Here is a 19199-nt window from a genome sequence, read left to right as displayed (position 1 = left end):
CATGTGAGAGTAGCACACTGCCAGGCTCTTAATTTGCTCGATAGATGAGCACAAGATATTAAGCCCGACTCGAAAGAGCCGGGCTTTTTTTGTTTGGATTTTTAATCGTAGCAAAATTAAATAAAAACAGAATGAGTTTTAACTCAAACTTATTCTGTTTTTGACCCCTTGATCTTTATATTGATTCCCGTATAAATAGGTTAATTCTTTTTAAGGCTATAATTTATGTCCACAAAAAACCCTATTATTGCGATAACAGGTTCTTCCGGTGCTGGAACATCAACAACAACAAAAGCTTTTAGGCATATATTCAGGAGCTTTGATATTAAAGCTGCTGAAGTTGAAGGTGATAGTTTCCACCGTTTTACCAGAGCTGAAATGGAAGTTGAAATAAGAAAAGCACAGGAACAAGGACGACATATCAGCTATTTTGGTCCTGTTGCGAACGACTTTGCTTTGCTTGAAGATTTATTTCAAACCTATGGGGAAACTGGTTCTGGACGTTTAAGACGCTACTTACACTCATTTGATGAAGCCGTACCTTATAATCAGATGCCAGGAACTTTTACACCTTGGGAAGACTTACCTGAATCTGATCTCTTATTTTATGAAGGTTTACATGGTGGTGTCGTTACAGAAGAAAACGATGTAGCAAAGCATGTTGATCTTTTAATTGGCATGGTACCTATTATCAACTTAGAGTGGATTCAAAAAATTATCCGCGATACGACGGATAGAGGGCATAGTCATGAGGCGGTAATGGCTTCTATTGTGCGTAGTATGGACGATTATATTAATTACATAACACCACAGTTTAGCCGGACTCATATTAACTTTCAGCGAGTACCAACGGTTGATACTTCAAATCCTTTTTCTGCCAAAGATATTCCAAGTTTAGATGAAAGTTTTGTCGTTATTCGCTTTAGAGGAACTAAAGGTATTAACTTCCCTTACTATTTACAGATGATAGACGGGGCTTTTATGTCTCGGGTGAATACAATGGTGGTCCCCGGTGGGAAGATGGGATTAGCAATGGAGCTGATTATAACGCCGTTAATAGAAGAATTAATGAAAAAGAAAGGGAAAAAAATCACCCCTACAGAATGGTTATTAAGGTAAAAGCTAATGCTTTTACCTTAACTTATTTTTATCCATGTTTTATCGTATTTAAAATATCACCATCAATTAGGCGGTATATTTTTAAGCTAAGCGCTTTGAGTGTATCCGTTGCCACAAAGCGTCCTTCCTCTAAAATTACAATTAATTCCTGCTCTTTAAGCTCACCAACAAATTGACTTAAGATTGATTTATCAGTGAATGCAGGCGATTTTATATCATGTAATTTAGCTAAGTTTTTAGCTGCTTCCAATGACTCTTTTTCTAATGCCGAACGGCTTAGGCCTTGTTCTGAGTTTTCAATTGCATGCAATACAACGGCATATCGCTGCAACGTTTGCTGAACAATTAGGCTGAGTAGGTGGAGTTGTAAATAGTTAGGTTGATCATGATTTACTGTAGTAATACTCTCTTCATTTTCAGTCGCTAAATTATGTTTTACAAGTACCTGAATGCATTCATCCAAATGCTCGCCAAGTGCGCTTGGATTGATTGATAAAAAATACTCATTGGAAATTATTGGGTAGAGCTTTGATATTTCGCTATATAAATCAGCTTTAGATATAGTACCCGCTTCAAGAATAATACACGCTACCAGTGATGGGATAATATATAAATGAAGAATATTATTTCGGTAATAGCTGAGTTCAACCACACTTTCTTCTGGAATTGAAATTGTATTACTCTCTTTATCCTGAGTAAACTTTTCCATTTTTACCGCATTATCTATTAACTCCTGAATTGAGTTTTCTGGCGGAAAACTTAAGTTTGAAAATGGGGACGCTGATTTATGTAAATCTAAATAAATATTAATTTGGCGAACTAAATCATCATTAAAAAGAGTATGTTGATTAGCAACCGATAAACACATAGCACTGAGGGTAACACCATTTAATGCAGCTGCATGGTTTATATTACACATGACTTCATGGCTTAAATTATTGATATAATTTGGTAGCCAACTTGGCTTTGAATTAGCTTCGTTATTTTGTTTCCACTCAGGTTGAAAAACTTCCATTGATTTATTGAGGTTGATTGGCTCGCCAAAGTTTACATAACCACGACCAAAATGGCGTAAATTTTTAACTATGCTAAACAGGTGTAAGGCTGACTCTTTTTTCTTTTTCTCGCCGCTTAACTCTTTCAGATAAGTTTTCACTTCCATGACGTGCTCGTAACCAATATAAACCGGCACAATAGTGACGGGTCTATCCTGGCCTTTAAACATATTTTGTACAATCATCGCCAGCATACCTGTTTTAGGTTTTAACAAACGACCCGTACGTGAGCGCCCCGATTCGGGATAAAACTTAATGGAATGGCCTTTACTAACAAGTTGAGACACATATTCTTTAAATACTTCAGAGTAGAGTTTATTCCCTCTAAATGAACGACGCATAAAAAATGCGCCAGAGCGGCGAAATATACCGCCCATTGGCCAAAAGTTTAAATTTACACCTGCTGCAATATGTGGTGGAACTAGCCCCTGATGATAAATTACATAAGTCAGTAAAAGATAATCCATATGACTTCTGTGACACGGCATATAAATAATTTCATGACCTTCTTTAGCTAGTTTTCTAACTTTTTCGCCATTGGTAACATTAATACCCGAATATAGTTTATTCCAAACCCAAGTTAAAACAGCATCACCCATTCTAATCCAACTATCTCGGTAGTCTGCCGCTATTTCTTCTAAATATGTTTTAGCCAACTGTTTGGCTTGCTCACTTGAGATATTTTTAGTTTTTACTTCATCACTAATGGCTTCTTTCACTGCTGGCGCCGCTAATAAAGAGGTTAGTAATTGTTCTCTTTGCCAGAGCCTAGGACCAGCCATTGCTAATTGTTGACGTTGGAAATGAAAGCGGGCAACACGTAAGAGTTTTCGTGTTATTTCTTGGTTGCAGCCGTGCTGTTCAACAACCATTCGTAATGAAAGTGGCTGGTTAACTGATACAAAATTATCCCGTCCTAAAAACAAGACGACAAAAATTTTCTTAAGCCAGTTTGGTTTTTTTTGGTGATCAAATAAAGTTTGAATATTATTGGTTTCTTTACCTGGTGAACGCCCCCAGCTAACAAAACAAGGAATAAGCTGCGCATCTAACTCAGGATCTTCAACATGCTGATTTAATACAATTTGCATTTGTTGATGGGCATCTGTTTTGCCAGAAGCTTTAGTCAAAACCGGAGATAATTTATCCAGACAAACATATCGACGGAATAATTTGTCATTTACTTTAACCGGTTTAAATGGATCAGGTAAACCAGCTTCTTTACAGGCATTGCGTAGGGCAATTAAATCGGAAAGTGAATCATGTTTTACAACATAGAAAATAGGCTGCTTTTTAGCACCTAACTTAACGCTAGATAACTCATCTAAGATCACTTTGGAGCTTACGATAAGTTTCATCGGCAGTTTTAAGATACCAGCAAAAATTTTTTTAAAGTCAGTCATTGAGTCAATATAAAAAAGTAACTATTTTGGGCTATTGTAGCATGGCAAGCTTACCCCAAGTCTAACAATTTAAATTTATATTCTATTTGCCTTTTAAACTTACCTGTATATACTAACAGTAATGTATACTGTATGGATAAACATTAAATGAAAGCTTTAACCCCACGGCAAAGTCAAATTTTACAACTCATTAAAGATAACATTCAGGAAACTGGCATGCCGCCAACCAGAGCGGAGATCGCTGCAATTCTTGGATTTCGTTCACCTAATGCGGCAGAAGAGCATTTAAAAGCTTTAGCTAAAAAAGGGGTGATTGAAATTATGGCTGGAACAAGCCGTGGCATTCGTTTAATTCAGGATGAATCTGATTCGCCGGAAGAAGAGGGATTACCTTTAATTGGGCAAGTTGCTGCTGGGTCTCCTATTTTGGCTCAAGAGCATGTCGAAAATCATTATAAAGTTGACCCAGGCATGTTTAAACCAAGTGCTGACTTTTTATTGAAAGTGCATGGCGACAGTATGATCGATATTGGTATAATGGATGGTGATTTATTAGCTGTACATAAAGCTCAAACAGCGGTTAACGGGCAGGTTGTTGTGGCTCGTGTAGAAGATGATGTCACTGTTAAGCGTTATCAGCAAAAAGGGAGTAAAGTGACTTTAATTGCTGAAAATAAAGATTTTGCCCCTATCGAAGTTGATCTTAAAACAACCGCCTTTGCAATTGAAGGTTTGGCTGTTGGTGTTATCCGTAATTCTAATTGGATCTAGCTATTTTATTTACCGGTTAAGCAGCCATGTTTTAACCGGTTCATTTCTTATCTTTCTCCCATATTTTTTTAATATATCTTTTAAGCTCTGCGCTAACTTATTATTTATTCTCTTGTTTTATTTTTATAAAAAAATTGTAAATTTCACAATCCTTGTCTAATTTTTATACATGCTTTGTTTTTGCGCGGGCATTTTTACAACGCATTATTAAAATAACAAGGAGTAAAAGCTGTGGTTAAAAAGTCACCTATTATTTTGGCTTTAGTTTCTTTATTGCATTATTCCGAAGTTTTTGCCAATGAAGCCTTTGTTCGTTCCAATATAAATTTAAGAACAGGCGTTACAGACATTAGCCAACAGGTTTACGATCTTCACATGACCATATTTTATATATGTGTTGTGATTGGCATTATTGTTTTTGGTGCTATGTTTTATGCGATTATTTTTCATCGAAAATCTAAAGGTGCCAAAGCGGCTAATTTTCATGAAAGTATAAAAGTTGAAATTGCTTGGACAATTATCCCCGTTATTATTTTAGTGGTCATGGCTATTCCGGCTACTAAAACCCTTATTGCAATGGAAGACCCGTCAGAATCTGATTTAACCATTTTAGTGACTGGCTCACAGTGGAAATGGCACTACAAATATCTTGAACATGATATTGAGTTTTATAGTTTATTGTCGACCCCAAAAGAGCAAATTGGCGGGCAGTGGATTAAAGGCGATAACTACCTATTAGATGTTGATAAGCAGCTAGTGATTCCGACTAATAAAAAAGTCCGCTTTTTAGTGACTTCTGACGATGTCATTCATAGTTGGTGGGTGCCAGATTTTGCGGTTAAAAAAGATGCCAACCCCGGATTTATTAATGAAGCATGGACCAAAGTTAATGAAGAGGGCATATACAGAGGCCAGTGCGCAGAACTTTGTGGTAAAGATCATGGATTTATGCCGGTTGTGGTTGAAGCGGTTAGCCCGGATGATTTTGATGCTTGGCTAGCAAATAAAAAAGCTGAAAAAGCCGCTGCCCAAGCAGAAGAAAAACGTTTATTAGCAATGAACATGTCAAAAGATGAGCTGATGAGTGAGGGGGAGTCGGTATATATGGGATATTGCGCCGCTTGTCATCAGCAGAATGGGATGGGTTTACCCGGGGTTTTTCCTGCTTTAGTAGGTAGTCCAATTACAACCGGTGATGTTAAAGCGCATATTGATATTGTTTTGCATGGTAAAAAAGGAACTGCTATGCAGGCATTTGCTAAACAACTTACGCTTAAACAAGTGGCAGCAGTTGTTACTTATGAGCGAAATGCGTGGGGAATTAACTCTGGTGAGTTAATTCAACCAAAAGATGTTCATCAGTTATTACAAGAATAGTCAGGAGTCGCTACATGAATACATTAACTGAAACTGCATCTCACGATACTGAACATCATCATGGTCCGGCTAAAGGCATAAAGCGCTGGATTTTTACAACGAATCATAAAGATATAGGCACGTTATATTTATGGTTTGCCTTTATTATGTTTTTGGTTGGTGGTGCTATGGCAATGGTTATTCGTGCCGAGCTATTTCAACCCGGTCTGCAAATAGTTGAGCCTCACTTCTTTAATCAAATGACTACTGTGCATGGCCTTATTATGGTATTTGGTGCAGTTATGCCTGCTTTTACCGGCATGGCTAACTGGATGATTCCTATGATGATTGGGGCGCCGGATATGGCTTTGCCAAGAATGAATAATCTTAGCTTCTGGATTCTACCTTTTGCATTTTTAATTTTATTAGCCAGCTTATTTGTTGAAGGCGGTGGCCCTGCATTTGGCTGGACTTTTTATGCGCCACTCTCAACCACATATAGTGGCGACAGCACAGCTTTATTTGTATTTGCAGTTCATATTATGGGGATTTCTTCCATTATGGGAGCAATCAATGTGATAGTGACAATTTGGAACATGCGTGCACCCGGTATGACATGGATGAAAATGCCATTGTTTGTATGGACATGGTTTATTACTGCTTATTTATTAATTGCTGTTATGCCTGTTTTAGCTGGTGCAGTGACTATGGTATTAACTGATAAATATTTTGGCACATCCTTTTTTAATGCCGCAGGCGGTGGCGATCCTGTTATGTTTCAGCATATTTTCTGGTTTTTTGGTCACCCAGAAGTTTATATCATGATTCTGCCCGCTTTTGGGATTATCTCTACTATTGTGCCTACCTTTAGCCGAAAACCATTATTTGGTTATCCCTCAATGGTTTATGCAACTGCTTCGATTGCATTTTTATCGTTTATTGTTTGGGCGCATCATATGTTTACAACTGGGATGCCAGTATTCGCAGAGCTGTTTTTTATGTACTGTACTATGCTGATCTCAGTGCCTACTGGGGTTAAAGTATTTAACTGGGTTGCAACTATGTGGCGAGGCGCATTAAGTTTTGAAGTGCCTATGTTGTTCTCAATTGCTTTTATTGTACTTTTTACCTTGGGGGGATTCTCTGGCTTAATGCTGGCGATCACGCCGGTCGATTTTCAATATCATGATACTTATTTTGTGGTTGCCCATTTTCATTATGTATTAGTTACAGGCGCAATTTTTTCTTTAATTGCAGCTACTTATTATTGGTTACCTAAATGGACAGGGGTGATGTATGACATCGGGTTAGCTAAATTACATTTTTGGTGCTCTTTAATTTCAGTCAATGTGTTGTTTTTTCCTATGCATTTTGTTGGCCTTGCAGGTATGCCACGCCGGATACCGGATTATTCAATCCAGTTTGCTAACTGGAATCAACTGATTAGTTTAGGTGGTTTTGCATTTGGTTTGTCTCAATTAATCTTTTTAGCTTTGGTTATAAAAGCTTGCCGAAAACAGGGCGAACCTGTTCCGGCCAAGGTTTGGGATGGGGCACATGGGTTAGAGTGGGAAGTTGCTTCTCCAGCGCCATACCATACATTTACTACCCCACCAGAGATTAAATAAATATGGCTAATCAAAGCAATGCAAACACTCGATTAGTGAACCGCTTGTTATTAGTGGTGGTCGCTATGTTTGGTTTTGGTTTTGCTTTGGTGCCTTTATACGATGTGTTTTGTGATTTAACCGGATTAAACGGCAGAAGTGTTCAACGGGTGGATGCGCTTGCACAAAGTTTAGTGGATGACTCCCGAGTGATTAAAATTGAATTTGTGACTTTTGATAAAACCGGCAAACAGATGACTTTTCGTCCGCAAGCTCAGTATCTTCAAGTGCATCCGGGGGAAATGAAAGAAGTGACTTTTACAATTAATAATCCGCTTAGCCATTTGCAAATTGTACAGGCTATTCCGTCTGTATCACCTGGTCAGGCAAGCCTTTATTTAAATAAAGCAGAATGTTTTTGTTTTAATCAGCAGTCGCTTGAACCTGAGCGGGTAAGCGAATTTAAACTCAAATTTTTTATTGATAAAGATCTACCTAAAAACATAGAAGTGTTGACCCTTGCGTACACACTTTATCCAATTGAACAGCCAGTTGTTGCTCAAGTGTTGAGGAGATAAATTATGGCAGAGCAAAACTCTCATTATTATGTTCCGGCTCAAAGCCCGTGGCCGATTGTTGGTGCTATCGGTTTTTTTCTGGTTGCTGTTGGAGCAGGTAATTTAGTCGCTCAGTTAAGCCAGACCGGTGAAGCAGGATGGGGACGTTTTATACTACTGGTTGGTTTTATCATTTTATTGGTGATGATGTTTGGTTGGTTTAAAGATCAAATTAGTGAGTCGAGAGCCGGGCTACATAATGCTCAATTAGGCGTTTCTTACCGTCAGGGAATGAGCTGGTTTATTTTTTCTGAGGTGATGTTTTTTGCTGCATTTTTTGGCGCATTATTTTATGCCCGCATGATCTCGGTTCCTTGGTTGGGCGGCGCTAGTAATAACGCGATGACAGCCGAAGTCTTATGGCCTAGCTTTGAGGCTATTTGGCCTTTAACAACAACTCCCGGAGGTACTACAACTCAAGCTATGGGTTATTGGGGGCTACCGTTAATTAACACCATTATTTTATTAACTTCTTCAATTACTATTCATTTTGCACATACCGGTTTGGAAGCCAACAAGCGTAAGCAACTTACCTTAATGCTGGGCTTAACTATTTTATTGGGAATGAGTTTTTTAGTATTGCAAGTAGAGGAATATATTCATGCTTATCAGGATTTAGGACTCAAGTTGGATTCTGGTGTTTATGGTAATACCTTCTTTTTGTTAACAGGCTTTCACGGTATGCATGTCACTTTGGGAACTCTGTTTTTAATCGTTATCTTTTTTAGAGTATTAGCCGGCCATTTTTCACCGGATAATCATTTTGCTTTCCAATCCGCAAGTTGGTACTGGCATTTTGTTGATGTGGTTTGGCTTTGTTTATTTGTTTTTGTTTACATTATTTAAATTAAACAAAGCACGGATTCAATCTTAGATCAGTGATTAATTAATAAGGTGATGGATTGGGGGTAATAAAGCCTAACCCAACCATAAGCAAAATAAACACAAGAGTGAATACCGAAAACATAAGCCTTAGACCTAAACTTTTGGTCATTTGTTTGGATTGGTCGTTTTTGGTCATCGCCAGCAGAGCTTTAAATAAATTAAAGATAACGATAAACAATAAAATAACAATGATTAATTTAATCATAAGTTTCTCAACAGGTTAGTGTGTGATTTTAACTTTAGGTCGTTTTCAGTTAATTGTAAAAATTTGGCCCTCATTAATTTTTTTAGTGTGTTGTAGCATTTTAATTAAATTGGGTTTGTGGCAGCTCGACAGAGCAGAGCTAAAGCAAAATCGCCAACAAAAATTAGCAATGCTGAATAGCCAGAATCGAGTTAATCTAACAGAGCTGTTAGATAAGTCAGTTGTTTGGGCTAAATATCAGGATGTAAAAGTGAATTTAACAGGCTCAGTTGTTAAACCCTTTGTTTGGTTTATTGAAAATCAGGTTGTGGATAATCAGGTGGGGGCAGATTGTATTGTTGCTGTAGAGGTTAAATCAGGCAATAAAGCTTATTATCTTTTACTCAATTTGGGTTGGGTTGCGATTAATCAAAACAGGCAGCCGATCTTACCTAATGTGATAACTGAGCGAGTTGAAAATCTGGCTGTTCGGTTGGTGGTGCCTAAGCATAATTATTTTATGGGGACTCAGATTATTGCAGGGAAAACATACTCATTTATCCAGCAGGTTGATATTGAAGTATTAAGCAAATCTGCAAATTTAGAATTTTTACCTATACTTGCAGTGGTAGATGATTTTAGTGTTGATGCTTTTAAGCCGCACTGGCAACCCATTGTGATGCCAGCGAAAAAACATTACGGCTATGCAATTCAATGGTTTGGTTTAGCTGGTGCGTTAAGCATTATTATTTTGATTAAGGCGGGCAGATGGAACAAGTCAATCCAACAAAAACAATAAGTGCCAAATCTAATTTATTATTAATCAGCTTAGTCTTTATTTTGCCTGTTTTGCTGGCTTATCTGGCGTTAAAGTGGCAATGGTTTGATTTAGCATCGACCAATCAGGGGGAGCTTATTCAGCCTGCTGTATCGTTAAATACCCAGCAATTACCTGATGCGCTCAAGCATAAATGGTTAATCATCATTCCGGCTTCTTCTAGCTGCCAGCAAGATTGTAACGAGGCTTTTTATCTCGCTTCTCAGACCGACTCTGCTTTAGGGCGAGAAACGGACAGAGTTGAAGTTGCACAATATGTAACGGATCAAAACCAAATAAAAGCTTTAGAACATCCAGACTTTTCAACAATAGATTTAACCATACTCGCGCCAGAATATGTGTATATTGCTGATCCGCTCGGGCAAATTATTTTACGTTATCAGGTAATGAATCAAAGAGAAGATAACATTTTGGCTGCGAAGCACATGCTGGCAGATTTACGTAAATTGCTAAAATTATCTAGGGTGGGATGATGAGAGCTTTAGTCAGATTATCTATTGTTTTAGCTTTTGTTGTAGTGGTTTTGGGAGCTTATACAAGATTAACCGATGCTGGTTTAGGTTGTCCCGACTGGCCCGGCTGTTATGGCCATCTGACTGTTCCGGCCGAACATCAGGTTGAAGCTGCTCAGGCTAAATACCCAAATCAATTAATTGAGCCTGAAAAAGCATGGAATGAAATGATCCACCGATACTTTGCTGGCAGTTTAGGTTTGTTAATTTTGATTATTACCTTGGCAGCTTTTATTAAACCCTATAGTGCCAGTATCAAAAAATACAGTTCAGGTTTATTAGCTTTAGTCTGTTTTCAAGCTATTTTAGGGATGTGGACTGTGACGTTAGTGCTAATGCCTGTGATTGTTATGGCGCATTTATTAGGTGGTTTTAGTATTTTTGTTTTGTTGGTTTTGCTTGAACGAAAATTAAGCCATGCTCAAGCAGATAATAAAACCTACAGCAAAATAGAAAAAGGCCGAGTCCCTAAATTTGGTTGGTTATGTTTAGCTGTGCTGCTATTTCAAATTGCATTAGGTGGCTGGACTTCTTCTAACTATGCGGCGTTAGCCTGTACACAACTACCTGTATGTGAACCCGGTTGGCAGGAAAGACTAGATTTAAATGCTTTTCATTTAATTAGCCCGCAGGCGGATACTTATTTGTATGGTGTGCTGGATTATTCTGCTCGGATGACAATTCATATTGGCCATCGGTTTTGGGCTGTGGTGACTGTCTTTATGTTGATCTTATGGAGCTTATTTTCATTTCAGATACTTAAAAAACAAGCGCAGAATACTAAGTTGCCGGTAAAAAACATTTATTTGTTTAATATCTCGTTATTATTATTACTGGCTGCTCAGTTTAGTTTAGGGGTGGCTAATATTGTCTTATCGTTACCCATTTTAGTTGCCGTTATGCACAATGCGGTTGCGTTGTTATTGCTGAGCGTAATGTCTGTGAGTTTATATTATTTTTCTGCTTTTCCTTTTTATAAACATGCTTCCCAACAAGCTTTAAATTTTAGACTGAACGAATCAACCAAAAGAGCTTAACTAAAAGACGGGGTTAATATGCGCAGTGAAACATTAAGTTTAAAAACAGCAAGTCTTAGTCGAGCGAAAGACAGAGCAAAAGATTATTTTGAGCTAACCAAACCTAAGGTTGTCGCCCTCATTTTGTTAACCGCGTTAGTGGGTGTGTATTTGCCAAATCAGGCTTTACCTAACTTTGCTTTATTAGTAACAACTTTACTTGGGATTGGCTTTTTAGCCGCAGCTGCCGCGGCAGTTAATCATGTGGTTGACTCTCAAATAGATGCCCAAATGGCCAGAACTTATCACAGACCTATCGTTAAAGGCCGAATTAGTGCATTTAATGCATTATTTTTTGCCGGTGGTTTAGGTATCTCAGGTTTTGCGATTTTATGGTTTTTGGTTAACCAATTAACCGCTTGGTTAACACTTGCATCTTTGGTTGGTTATGCCTTTATTTATACTTTGTATTTAAAGCGAGCGACGCCTCAAAATATTGTTATTGGTGGATTAGCAGGGGCAATGCCGCCTTTATTAGGTTGGAGCGCAGTGAGTAACTCAATTGACCCTAACGCGCTGTTATTAGTGCTGATTATATTTAGTTGGACACCGCCACATTTTTGGGCACTGGCAATACACCGTAAGCAAGATTATGCGCAGGCTAAAATCCCTATGTTACCAATTACTCATGGAGTTGAGTTTACTAAAACCATGATTTTACTGTATTGTGTTATTTTAACTCTGGTGAGTATTCTACCTTGGTTATCCGGTTTATTTGGGTATTGGTATTTAGCGATTAGCCTTGTACTTAATTTGCAGTTTATTTGTTATGCCGTTAGATTAAAATGGTTTGATAAAGCTGGGCTTGCTTATAAAACGTTTAAATTTTCGATATGGCATTTAATGCTGATGTTTATTGTTATGCTGGTGGATCCGAGTCTTTAATGAAGCAATTTAGTTTTTCTCGTTTAATTTTTATCACTTGTTTAGTTTTTTTATCTTCATGTGGTGATAAGGCACAAAATAACTTTGATAACGTTCAGATTTTTGAGCCGGCAAGAATATTAAGCCCATTTGAGCTTACCAATAATCAGCACACAAATTTAACGCTGGATAGTCTAAAAAATCACTGGAGTATTATTTTTTTAGGCTATACCTATTGTCCAGATATTTGCCCAACCACTTTAGCGGATTTAGCCCGAGTTTATCCTGATTTAAAGCAAGCTAATCAAGATCTACAAGTTGTATTTATTTCTGCGGATCCGCAGCGGGACAATATCAAACAACTTGATCAATATATTCGTTTTTTCCATCCTGAGTTTATTGCTGCAACGGCGCAGCATCCAAAGTTATTACCTTTTACTCGTGAATTGGGGCTGATATATTCATTAGCTGGAGAAGGGGATAATTATTTGGTTAATCATTCTGCATCTTTGGTGATTGTTGATCCTGAAGGTAGATTACGGGCAAGAGTAAAGCCGGACATGAAAGTTCAACCAGCTAAAATTGATTATCAGCAATTAGTTTCAGTCGTTCAATTTTTGTCAAAATAAAGAAAAATAAAATCATTACTTTGAATGGATTTTTTTCTGGTTGATTCTATTATAAAAAGAAATAATTTAGAGTTAATTTTTGGATATAATTAAAAGGGCAAGGTGGCGTTTGAAAGATGGTCAATACTACTAATTACCAATTAAATGCAATTGCTAATATTACTCAAGCAGAACATATTTTAGCTGACTTTAGAGCATTAAGTATACTTGGGCAATCAGTCGCATTAGATGCTAGTCTAGTCGAAAAGATTGATACAGCTGTAATGCAGCTAATAATATCCTTACAAAAAACACTTATCGAAAAAGAATTGGGGTTGATCATTCTTAGTCCTAGTCAGTGTTTTTTAGCTTCAATAGAAGCTGTTGGCCTTACTCAAATTTTAAAAATTAATTGAATAATATTGTTAGGAATAGTTATGAAAAAAATCTTAGCTGTAGATGACTCTGCATCTATGCGACAAATGGTAAGCTTTACTTTAAAAAAAGCTGGATTTGATGTGACAGAAGCAAAAGACGGAGTTGAGGCTTTAGAAATTGCTAAAAGCCATCAATTTGATTTAGTTATCTCTGATGTAAACATGCCAAACATGGATGGCATTACCCTTATCTCTCATCTGCGTGGTTTAGCCGAATATAAATTTGTCCCCTTATTAATGTTAACTACAGAATCAGGGCTTGAAAAAAAATCTGCAGGTAAAGCCGCTGGTGCAACTGGATGGATTGTAAAACCATTTAATCCGGATCAATTAATCGCAACAATTGGCAAAGTATTAAGATAATCAAATGAGTATAGATCTCAGTCAATTCTTTGAAGTTTTTTATGAAGAAAGCTTTGAAGGTCTGGATGTCATGGAAGCCGGATTGTTAGAGTTACAACCTGGTGAATGCGAAACTGAAACCATTAATACTATCTTTCGAGCTGCCCACTCAATTAAAGGTGGCAGCGGTACTTTTGGATTCACATCTGTGACTGAGTTTACTCATGTTGTAGAAACCTTGCTTGATCAAATTCGTGATGGCCGCCGAGCTTTAACGCAAACGCATATTGATTTGTTACTGCAATCAGTCGATTGTTTGCGGGATATGTTACAGGCTTTAAAAGCTGGCGAAGAACCTGATTCTGAACAAGCTAGTTTACTAAAGCTTCAGTTTGATACCATTTTGGCAGGTAGCTTAAATTTACCAAAAAACGGTGCTACTGAACCAACGAATGAGCCAACCGAGGAAACAGAAACTGGTTCAGTAACTGGTTGGTTAATTAATTTTATACCCGGTAAGGATATTTTAAAAACGGGTAATGAGCCTTTATACCTGATCCAGGAGTTAGCAGCACTGGGTGAATTATCGGTCGATATTGATTTGAGCGCGGTTGGTAATTTAACTGAGATAGAACCAGAAGATTGTTATTTTAAATGGCAGTTTAGCTTAAAAAGTGATTGCAAGCGTGAAGCGATAACGGAAATTTTTGAGTGGATTGAAGATGAATGTGAAATTGACATCACCCAGCTATCGCTAAACCGCAATCTACCTCAACCTGATTTATTAGCTGAATCTGAACAGACAGAATTAATCAACCATCCCGCAGATATTTCAGACAAACTCAGCCCCGCTGAAGTTAGCACAGTTTCAGATAATCTAACCGAAACAGACAAAGCTTCAACATCTGTTAAACCTAAAGTAACGAAACCAACCGAATCCGGCTCTATTCGGGTTGGGATTGAAAAGGTGGATTCGCTGATCAATATGGTGGGAGAGTTAGTGATAACGCAGGCAATGTTAACCCAGTTATCTGAAGGTGAATTTGATGATGCTAAGCTTGCCAGCCTTAAAGCCGGGCTTGCTCAGCTTGCGCATAATACCCGTGATTTACAAGAAAGTGTTATGCGGATCAGAATGTTGCCAATTAGCTCTGTATTTAGCCGGTTTCCAAGATTAGTCAGAGACACCAGTAAAAAGCTCAATAAACAAATAGAGTTAAAACTGTTAGGTGAGCATACCGAGCTAGATAAAACGCTGATGGAAAAAATTTCTGATCCTATGGTTCATTTGGTTAGAAATGCGATGGACCATGGTTTAGAACCGGCAGATGAACGTATTGCTGCCGGTAAAAATGAAACCGGCAAAATTACCCTGAACGCTTATCATCAGGGTGGTAATATTGTGATTGAAATCATTGATGACGGACGAGGATTAAATACGCAAAAAATCCGCCAAAAAGCGATTATTAATGGATTAATAAATGAGTCGGATGAATTAACAGACGAACAGCTTAATATGCTCATTTTTGAGCCGGGTTTTTCTACTGCGGATGCGGTTTCTGATTTATCCGGCCGAGGGGTTGGTATGGATGTTGTCCGGCGAAATATTCAGGCACTTAACGGTACAGTTGAGTTGGCCTCTACTCCAGGTGAAGGCTCTATTTTTACGATTCGTTTACCGCTGACTTTAGCCATTTTAGATGGTCAGTTAGCGCGAGTAGGCGAACACATTTATATTATCCCTTTAGTTAATATTATTGAATCTCTGCAAATTAATGCTCAGCATATTAGTAATTTAGGTGGAGAGTTAGATATTTTACGACTAAGGGAAGATTATATTCCGATAGTGCGTTTATACGATGTTTTTTCACACCAGCCTAGCACACAAAATTTAACCGATGGTTTGTTGGTTGTTGTTGAAAACGAAAATGAAAAAGTTGGTATTTTTGTCGATGAGCTTTTATCGCAACAGCAGGTGGTGATAAAAAGTCTGGAAGCTAATTATTTTAAAGTGGATGGTATCTCCGGTGCGACCATTTTAGGCGATGGAACAGTTTCATTAATATTAGATATTGCCGGAGTCGTTAAATTATCAGGCTTATCAGCAAGGCATCATGCCATGTTAGCAACTCAAGCAGAATTAGCACAAGCATGAATATAGAATCTTTAAATGCTCAGCTTCTTGAAAATCAGGAATTAACGCCGGATACGGATGCTGATCAATATTTAAGTTTTGAAATGGCTGGCGAAGAATATGGCATTGATATTTTAACCGTGCAGGAAATTCGCGGGTGGGAGCAAACGACCAGTATTCCTAATTCGCCAGATTATATTAAAGGGGTAATGAATTTACGCGGCACAATTGTACCTGTACTGGACTTGCGTAGTAAATTTGGCTTACCAAGTGTGGCTTATACACCAGTCACTGTCGTGATTATTTTAACCATTGAGCAGGACAATACCAATAAAACCATTGGAATTGTTGTGGATGCTGTGTCCGATGTCTATGCCATAGATAATATTCAGCTTAAAGTTCCACCGAGTTTGGAACAAAACAAAAATAGACAGTATATTAAAGGGTTAGCGCAAGTTGATGAGAGTACATTAATTTTACTCAACTTAAATCAAGTGCTTTAATTTTATTGATAGGTTTAGCGTTTCGTCAAAAAGGGGACGATTATGGGGATTTTAGCCAGTATTTTTGGGCAGAAAAAACAAAGTGATGATCAATCTGTGGTTGATGCACTTAGCCGAACAAATGCGGTGGTTGAGTTCGATACAGATGCAAAAATTTTATCTGCTAATCGTAACTTTTTAAATTTATTAAATTATGACTCTGAAGAATTAATTGGTGCAGGGCACACTAAGCTAATCTCAGACAACCAGACTGGTCAGCCTCAGTACACGGGTTTATGGACTCGTTTTAAACAAGGCGAAAGCGTAGCCGGTGAGTTTGAGTATCAAGATAGTCTGGGTAATTCAGTTTGGGTACAAGCTTCATATAATCCGGTATTAACAACGGCTGGTGAACTGTCTAAAGTGATTCTAATTGCTCACGATATAACAGAGCAAAAGCAACAAAATGCGAACTTTTCAGGACAAATATCAGCAATTAATAAATCGCAGGCGGTTATTGAATTTAACTTAGTGGGCGAAATTTTAACGGCTAATGATAACTTTTTAAAAACCATGAGCTACAGCCTAAATGAAATCAAAGGTCAGCATCACTCTTTATTTGTTGATAAAGATTATGCCAACAGCGCTGAATATAAAGCGTTTTGGCAGCGCTTAAACCATGGTGAATTTATTTCCGGTGAGTTTAAGCGTATTGACAAAAATGGTGATGACATTTGGATTCAGGCAACTTATAACCCCATTTTTGATATTCAGGGTCGTCCCTACAAAGTGGTTAAATTTGCGTCAGAAGTGACAGACCAAAAATTACAATGGGCTGATTTATCAGGGCAGATTGACGCAATTCATAAATCCCAAGCCGTTATTGAGTTTGATTTAAATGGGTATATTTTAGCGGCTAATGATAATTTTTTAAAAACATTAGGTTATGAATTAGCTGAAGTTAAAGGCAAGCACCATGCTTTATTTGTTGAACAACATCTGGTTGAAAGTGATGAATACCAAAAGTTTTGGACTGATTTAAAACAAGGGAAATTTAAGGCTGGGGAATTTAAACGTATAGGTAAATCCGGAGAATCTGTATGGATTCAGGCTTCTTACAACCCTATTTTTGATATGAATGGTAAGCCGTTTAAAGTGGTGAAGTATGCAACTGATATTACCGCTCAAAAGCTGGCTGAAATAGAAAATATTCAAATAGCTAATCTATCCAATGCACTTAAAATTTGTCAGGCGAATGTGATGATTGCCGACAATGATTTAAACATTGTTTATATCAATGAGCAGAATATGAAAATGCTCAAACGGCGTGAAAATGAAATTCAAAAAGTATTACCAGCCTTTAACACTCAAAATTTAATTGGCGAATGTATTGATATCTTTCATAAAGAGCCTTCTCATCAGCGTAGAGTATTAGCAAATTTAACCGAGCCGTATTTCGCCAACATTAAAGTTGGGAATTTACACTTTGATCTAATTGCTACTCCTTGGATTAGCCCGCAAGGTCAGCGCTTAGGGACCATTGTTGAATGGGAAGATAGAACAGAAGAAGTCTTTATTGAAAATGAAATAGATCAGTTAATTCAAAGAGCTGCGGATGGGGATCTATCGGCGCGGTTAGATGTAAATGGTAAAAAAGGATTTGTACTTAATTTATCAAAAGGGTTAAACGAGCTAGTTGGAATAGCCGATGGGGTAATTAAAGATACCGTAAGCATGTTAGATGCAATGGCTCATGGTAACTTAACCCAGCGTATTGAAGGTGATTATTCTGGTAACTTTGCGAAATTAAAAGATGACGCCAATGCAACAGTAACTAAATTAACCGAAATTATTGCCCGTATTAATCAGGCTGCTACAACCGTAGCTGCTGGAGCTGATGAAATAGCTCAAGGTAATGCTGATTTAAGTCAACGAACTGAAGAGCAAGCTTCTTCACTCGAAGAAACTGCATCTAGTATGGAGGAAATGACCAGCACAGTTAAGCAAAATGCTGATAATGCCGCGGTTGCAAATCAATTAGCGAGTGATGCCAGAATTAAAGCGACAGAAGGCGGCGCGGTTGTTAAGCGTGCGGTATCTGGTATGGCAGAAATTAATGATGCCAGTAAAAAAATAGCCGATATTATTGGTGTGATTGATGAAATTGCATTTCAAACCAACTTACTTGCTTTAAATGCAGCGGTTGAAGCGGCTAGAGCGGGTGAGCAAGGCCGAGGTTTTGCGGTAGTCGCCGGTGAGGTTCGAAACCTTGCACAACGAAGTGCTGAAGCGGCTAAAGAAATTAAAAATTTAATCAGAGATAGTGTTGCTAAAGTAGAAGATGGCTCTGCTTTGGTGAATGAATCCGGCGAAACTTTATCTGAAATTGTTGCTGCAGTTGAAAAAGTAAGCCAGATGATTGCTGATATTTCTGTTGCCTCAAAAGAGCAAAGCTCCGGTATTGAACAAGTTAATAAAGCTATTACTCAAATGGATGAGATGACTCAGCAAAATGCCGCTTTAGTTGAGCAGGCATCTGCTGCTGGAGAGTCTATGTCTGAGCAAGCAAGAGCGATGAAACAATTATTATCGTTTTTTACGGTGGAATCTGGTGCTGATAGTCGTCATATTGAAGCAATTAGCGCTATACCTAAAACTAATAAAACAACTCAATATCAAACTAAACCAAGCCAGACTACGACTCAAAAAACATCACCAGCCGCTTTATCATTTAACGATGATGAAGATTGGGAAGAGTTTTAGTTAAGTCATAATTTTTACGATAGGTAATGCGAGATATACGGTATTTTGACTGAGTTTTAATCAAAATGCCGTGATTGCAAAAAATAAATAAAAAATTCATGCAGAATACTTTGACAGATTTATTTTTTAGCGCTAAAAATCAAACC

18 protein-coding genes are annotated in these 19199 nt (G+C 37.8%); 16 read left to right on the top strand and 2 right to left on the bottom strand.

Annotation, left to right across the window (positions count from 1 at the left end; genetic code table 11):
- The first annotated feature begins 225 nt into the window (after window positions 1-225).
- The gene (locus tag N7931_RS02235) at window positions 226-1119 is read left to right on the top strand and encodes a phosphoribulokinase (RefSeq protein WP_262791612.1); all 894 of its coding nucleotides are present in this window, start codon (window positions 226-228) and stop codon (window positions 1117-1119) included.
- A gap of 28 nt (window positions 1120-1147) precedes the next feature.
- On the opposite strand, the gene plsB is transcribed toward N7931_RS02235, so the two are convergent.
- A complete protein-coding gene (gene plsB / locus N7931_RS02230; RefSeq protein WP_262791611.1) occupies window positions 1148-3577 on the bottom strand; it encodes a glycerol-3-phosphate 1-O-acyltransferase PlsB in 2430 nt (809 codons plus the stop codon).
- A 147-nt stretch (window positions 3578-3724) separates the two neighbouring features.
- Between plsB and lexA the strand changes: the two genes are divergently transcribed.
- The 5 genes from lexA to N7931_RS02205 all read left to right on the top strand — a co-directional run bounded on the left by lexA (window position 3725) and on the right by N7931_RS02205 (window position 8774).
- The gene (gene lexA / locus N7931_RS02225; RefSeq protein WP_262791610.1) at window positions 3725-4348 is read left to right on the top strand and encodes a transcriptional repressor LexA; all 624 of its coding nucleotides are present in this window, start codon (window positions 3725-3727) and stop codon (window positions 4346-4348) included.
- A gap of 255 nt (window positions 4349-4603) precedes the next feature.
- Complete coding sequence (gene coxB, locus N7931_RS02220) at window positions 4604-5725, top strand: cytochrome c oxidase subunit II (RefSeq protein ID WP_410369325.1); 1122 nt, start codon at window positions 4604-4606, stop codon at window positions 5723-5725.
- 14 nt (window positions 5726-5739) lie between these two features.
- On the top strand, window positions 5740-7332 hold the full coding sequence (ctaD, locus tag N7931_RS02215) for a cytochrome c oxidase subunit I (RefSeq protein ID WP_262791609.1): 1593 nt from the start codon (window positions 5740-5742) through the stop codon (window positions 7330-7332).
- 2 nt (window positions 7333-7334) lie between these two features.
- Window positions 7335-7889 (top strand): cytochrome c oxidase assembly protein, encoded by a 555-nt coding sequence (locus tag N7931_RS02210; protein ID WP_262791608.1) that lies wholly within the window; start codon window positions 7335-7337, stop codon window positions 7887-7889.
- 3 nt (window positions 7890-7892) lie between these two features.
- On the top strand, window positions 7893-8774 hold the full coding sequence (locus N7931_RS02205; RefSeq protein ID WP_262791607.1) for a cytochrome c oxidase subunit 3: 882 nt from the start codon (window positions 7893-7895) through the stop codon (window positions 8772-8774).
- A gap of 40 nt (window positions 8775-8814) precedes the next feature.
- On the opposite strand, the gene N7931_RS02200 is transcribed toward N7931_RS02205, so the two are convergent.
- The gene (locus N7931_RS02200; protein ID WP_262791606.1) at window positions 8815-9018 is read right to left on the bottom strand and encodes a DUF2909 domain-containing protein; all 204 of its coding nucleotides are present in this window, start codon (window positions 9016-9018) and stop codon (window positions 8815-8817) included.
- Window positions 9019-9040: 22 nt separating this feature from the next.
- Between N7931_RS02200 and N7931_RS02195 the strand changes: the two genes are divergently transcribed.
- From N7931_RS02195 to N7931_RS02150, 10 genes are all read left to right on the top strand, one after another.
- Window positions 9041-9796 carry an SURF1 family protein gene (locus tag N7931_RS02195; RefSeq protein ID WP_262791605.1) on the top strand — a complete coding sequence of 252 codons (756 nt, stop codon included), beginning with the start codon at window positions 9041-9043 and terminating at the stop codon, window positions 9794-9796.
- Window positions 9766-10308: a hypothetical protein gene (locus N7931_RS02190; protein ID WP_262791604.1), complete on the top strand. Its 543-nt coding sequence runs from the start codon at window positions 9766-9768 to the stop codon at window positions 10306-10308. The genes N7931_RS02195 and N7931_RS02190 overlap by 31 nt, the downstream gene beginning before the upstream one ends.
- Window positions 10305-11384 (top strand): COX15/CtaA family protein, encoded by a 1080-nt coding sequence (locus tag N7931_RS02185; protein ID WP_316250560.1) that lies wholly within the window; start codon window positions 10305-10307, stop codon window positions 11382-11384. Before N7931_RS02190 ends, N7931_RS02185 begins: the two co-directional genes overlap by 4 nt.
- A gap of 18 nt (window positions 11385-11402) precedes the next feature.
- A complete protein-coding gene (gene cyoE, locus N7931_RS02180; RefSeq protein ID WP_262791603.1) occupies window positions 11403-12308 on the top strand; it encodes a heme o synthase in 906 nt (301 codons plus the stop codon).
- Window positions 12308-12916, top strand: coding sequence for an SCO family protein (locus N7931_RS02175; RefSeq protein ID WP_262791602.1), 609 nt, complete (start codon window positions 12308-12310; stop codon window positions 12914-12916). The genes cyoE and N7931_RS02175 overlap by 1 nt, the downstream gene beginning before the upstream one ends.
- Before the next feature lie 116 nt (window positions 12917-13032).
- The gene (locus N7931_RS02170) at window positions 13033-13311 is read left to right on the top strand and encodes an STAS domain-containing protein (RefSeq protein WP_262791601.1); all 279 of its coding nucleotides are present in this window, start codon (window positions 13033-13035) and stop codon (window positions 13309-13311) included.
- 21 nt (window positions 13312-13332) lie between these two features.
- The gene (locus N7931_RS02165) at window positions 13333-13695 is read left to right on the top strand and encodes a response regulator (protein ID WP_262791600.1); all 363 of its coding nucleotides are present in this window, start codon (window positions 13333-13335) and stop codon (window positions 13693-13695) included.
- A 4-nt stretch (window positions 13696-13699) separates the two neighbouring features.
- Entirely contained in the window at window positions 13700-15829 is a 2130-nt protein-coding gene (locus N7931_RS02160; protein ID WP_262791599.1) for a chemotaxis protein CheA, read from the top strand.
- 2 nt (window positions 15830-15831) lie between these two features.
- Window positions 15832-16311, top strand: coding sequence for a chemotaxis protein CheW (locus N7931_RS02155; protein WP_410369324.1), 480 nt, complete (start codon window positions 15832-15834; stop codon window positions 16309-16311).
- A gap of 42 nt (window positions 16312-16353) precedes the next feature.
- Window positions 16354-19053, top strand: coding sequence for a methyl-accepting chemotaxis protein (locus N7931_RS02150; RefSeq protein WP_262791597.1), 2700 nt, complete (start codon window positions 16354-16356; stop codon window positions 19051-19053).
- Window positions 19054-19199 lie beyond the last annotated feature (146 nt).

This window comes from Catenovulum sp. 2E275 (assembly GCF_025515275.1).
In the GTDB taxonomy this organism is placed as follows: domain Bacteria; phylum Pseudomonadota; class Gammaproteobacteria; order Enterobacterales; family Alteromonadaceae; genus Catenovulum.
The sequence above is the reverse complement of the archived record's forward strand: the minus strand, read 5'-3'. Positions and strand labels throughout refer to the sequence as shown.

Excerpts from the sequence above, each read along its gene's own strand:
- N7931_RS02235 (WP_262791612.1), top strand. The coding sequence starts at position 226 with ATGTCCACAAAAAACCCTATTATTGCGATAACAGGTTCTTCCGGTGCT.
- plsB (WP_262791611.1), bottom strand. The coding sequence starts at position 3,577 with ATGACTGACTTTAAAAAAATTTTTGCTGGTATCTTAAAACTGCCGATG.
- lexA (WP_262791610.1), top strand. The coding sequence starts at position 3,725 with ATGAAAGCTTTAACCCCACGGCAAAGTCAAATTTTACAACTCATTAAA.
- ctaD (WP_262791609.1), top strand. The coding sequence starts at position 5,740 with ATGAATACATTAACTGAAACTGCATCTCACGATACTGAACATCATCAT.
- N7931_RS02210 (WP_262791608.1), top strand. The coding sequence starts at position 7,335 with ATGGCTAATCAAAGCAATGCAAACACTCGATTAGTGAACCGCTTGTTA.
- N7931_RS02205 (WP_262791607.1), top strand. The coding sequence starts at position 7,893 with ATGGCAGAGCAAAACTCTCATTATTATGTTCCGGCTCAAAGCCCGTGG.
- N7931_RS02200 (WP_262791606.1), bottom strand. The coding sequence starts at position 9,018 with ATGATTAAATTAATCATTGTTATTTTATTGTTTATCGTTATCTTTAAT.
- N7931_RS02190 (WP_262791604.1), top strand. The coding sequence starts at position 9,766 with ATGGAACAAGTCAATCCAACAAAAACAATAAGTGCCAAATCTAATTTA.
- N7931_RS02185 (WP_316250560.1), top strand. The coding sequence starts at position 10,305 with ATGATGAGAGCTTTAGTCAGATTATCTATTGTTTTAGCTTTTGTTGTA.
- cyoE (WP_262791603.1), top strand. The coding sequence starts at position 11,403 with ATGCGCAGTGAAACATTAAGTTTAAAAACAGCAAGTCTTAGTCGAGCG.
- N7931_RS02175 (WP_262791602.1), top strand. The coding sequence starts at position 12,308 with ATGAAGCAATTTAGTTTTTCTCGTTTAATTTTTATCACTTGTTTAGTT.
- N7931_RS02170 (WP_262791601.1), top strand. The coding sequence starts at position 13,033 with ATGGTCAATACTACTAATTACCAATTAAATGCAATTGCTAATATTACT.
- N7931_RS02165 (WP_262791600.1), top strand. The coding sequence starts at position 13,333 with ATGAAAAAAATCTTAGCTGTAGATGACTCTGCATCTATGCGACAAATG.
- N7931_RS02160 (WP_262791599.1), top strand. The coding sequence starts at position 13,700 with ATGAGTATAGATCTCAGTCAATTCTTTGAAGTTTTTTATGAAGAAAGC.
- N7931_RS02150 (WP_262791597.1), top strand. The coding sequence starts at position 16,354 with ATGGGGATTTTAGCCAGTATTTTTGGGCAGAAAAAACAAAGTGATGAT.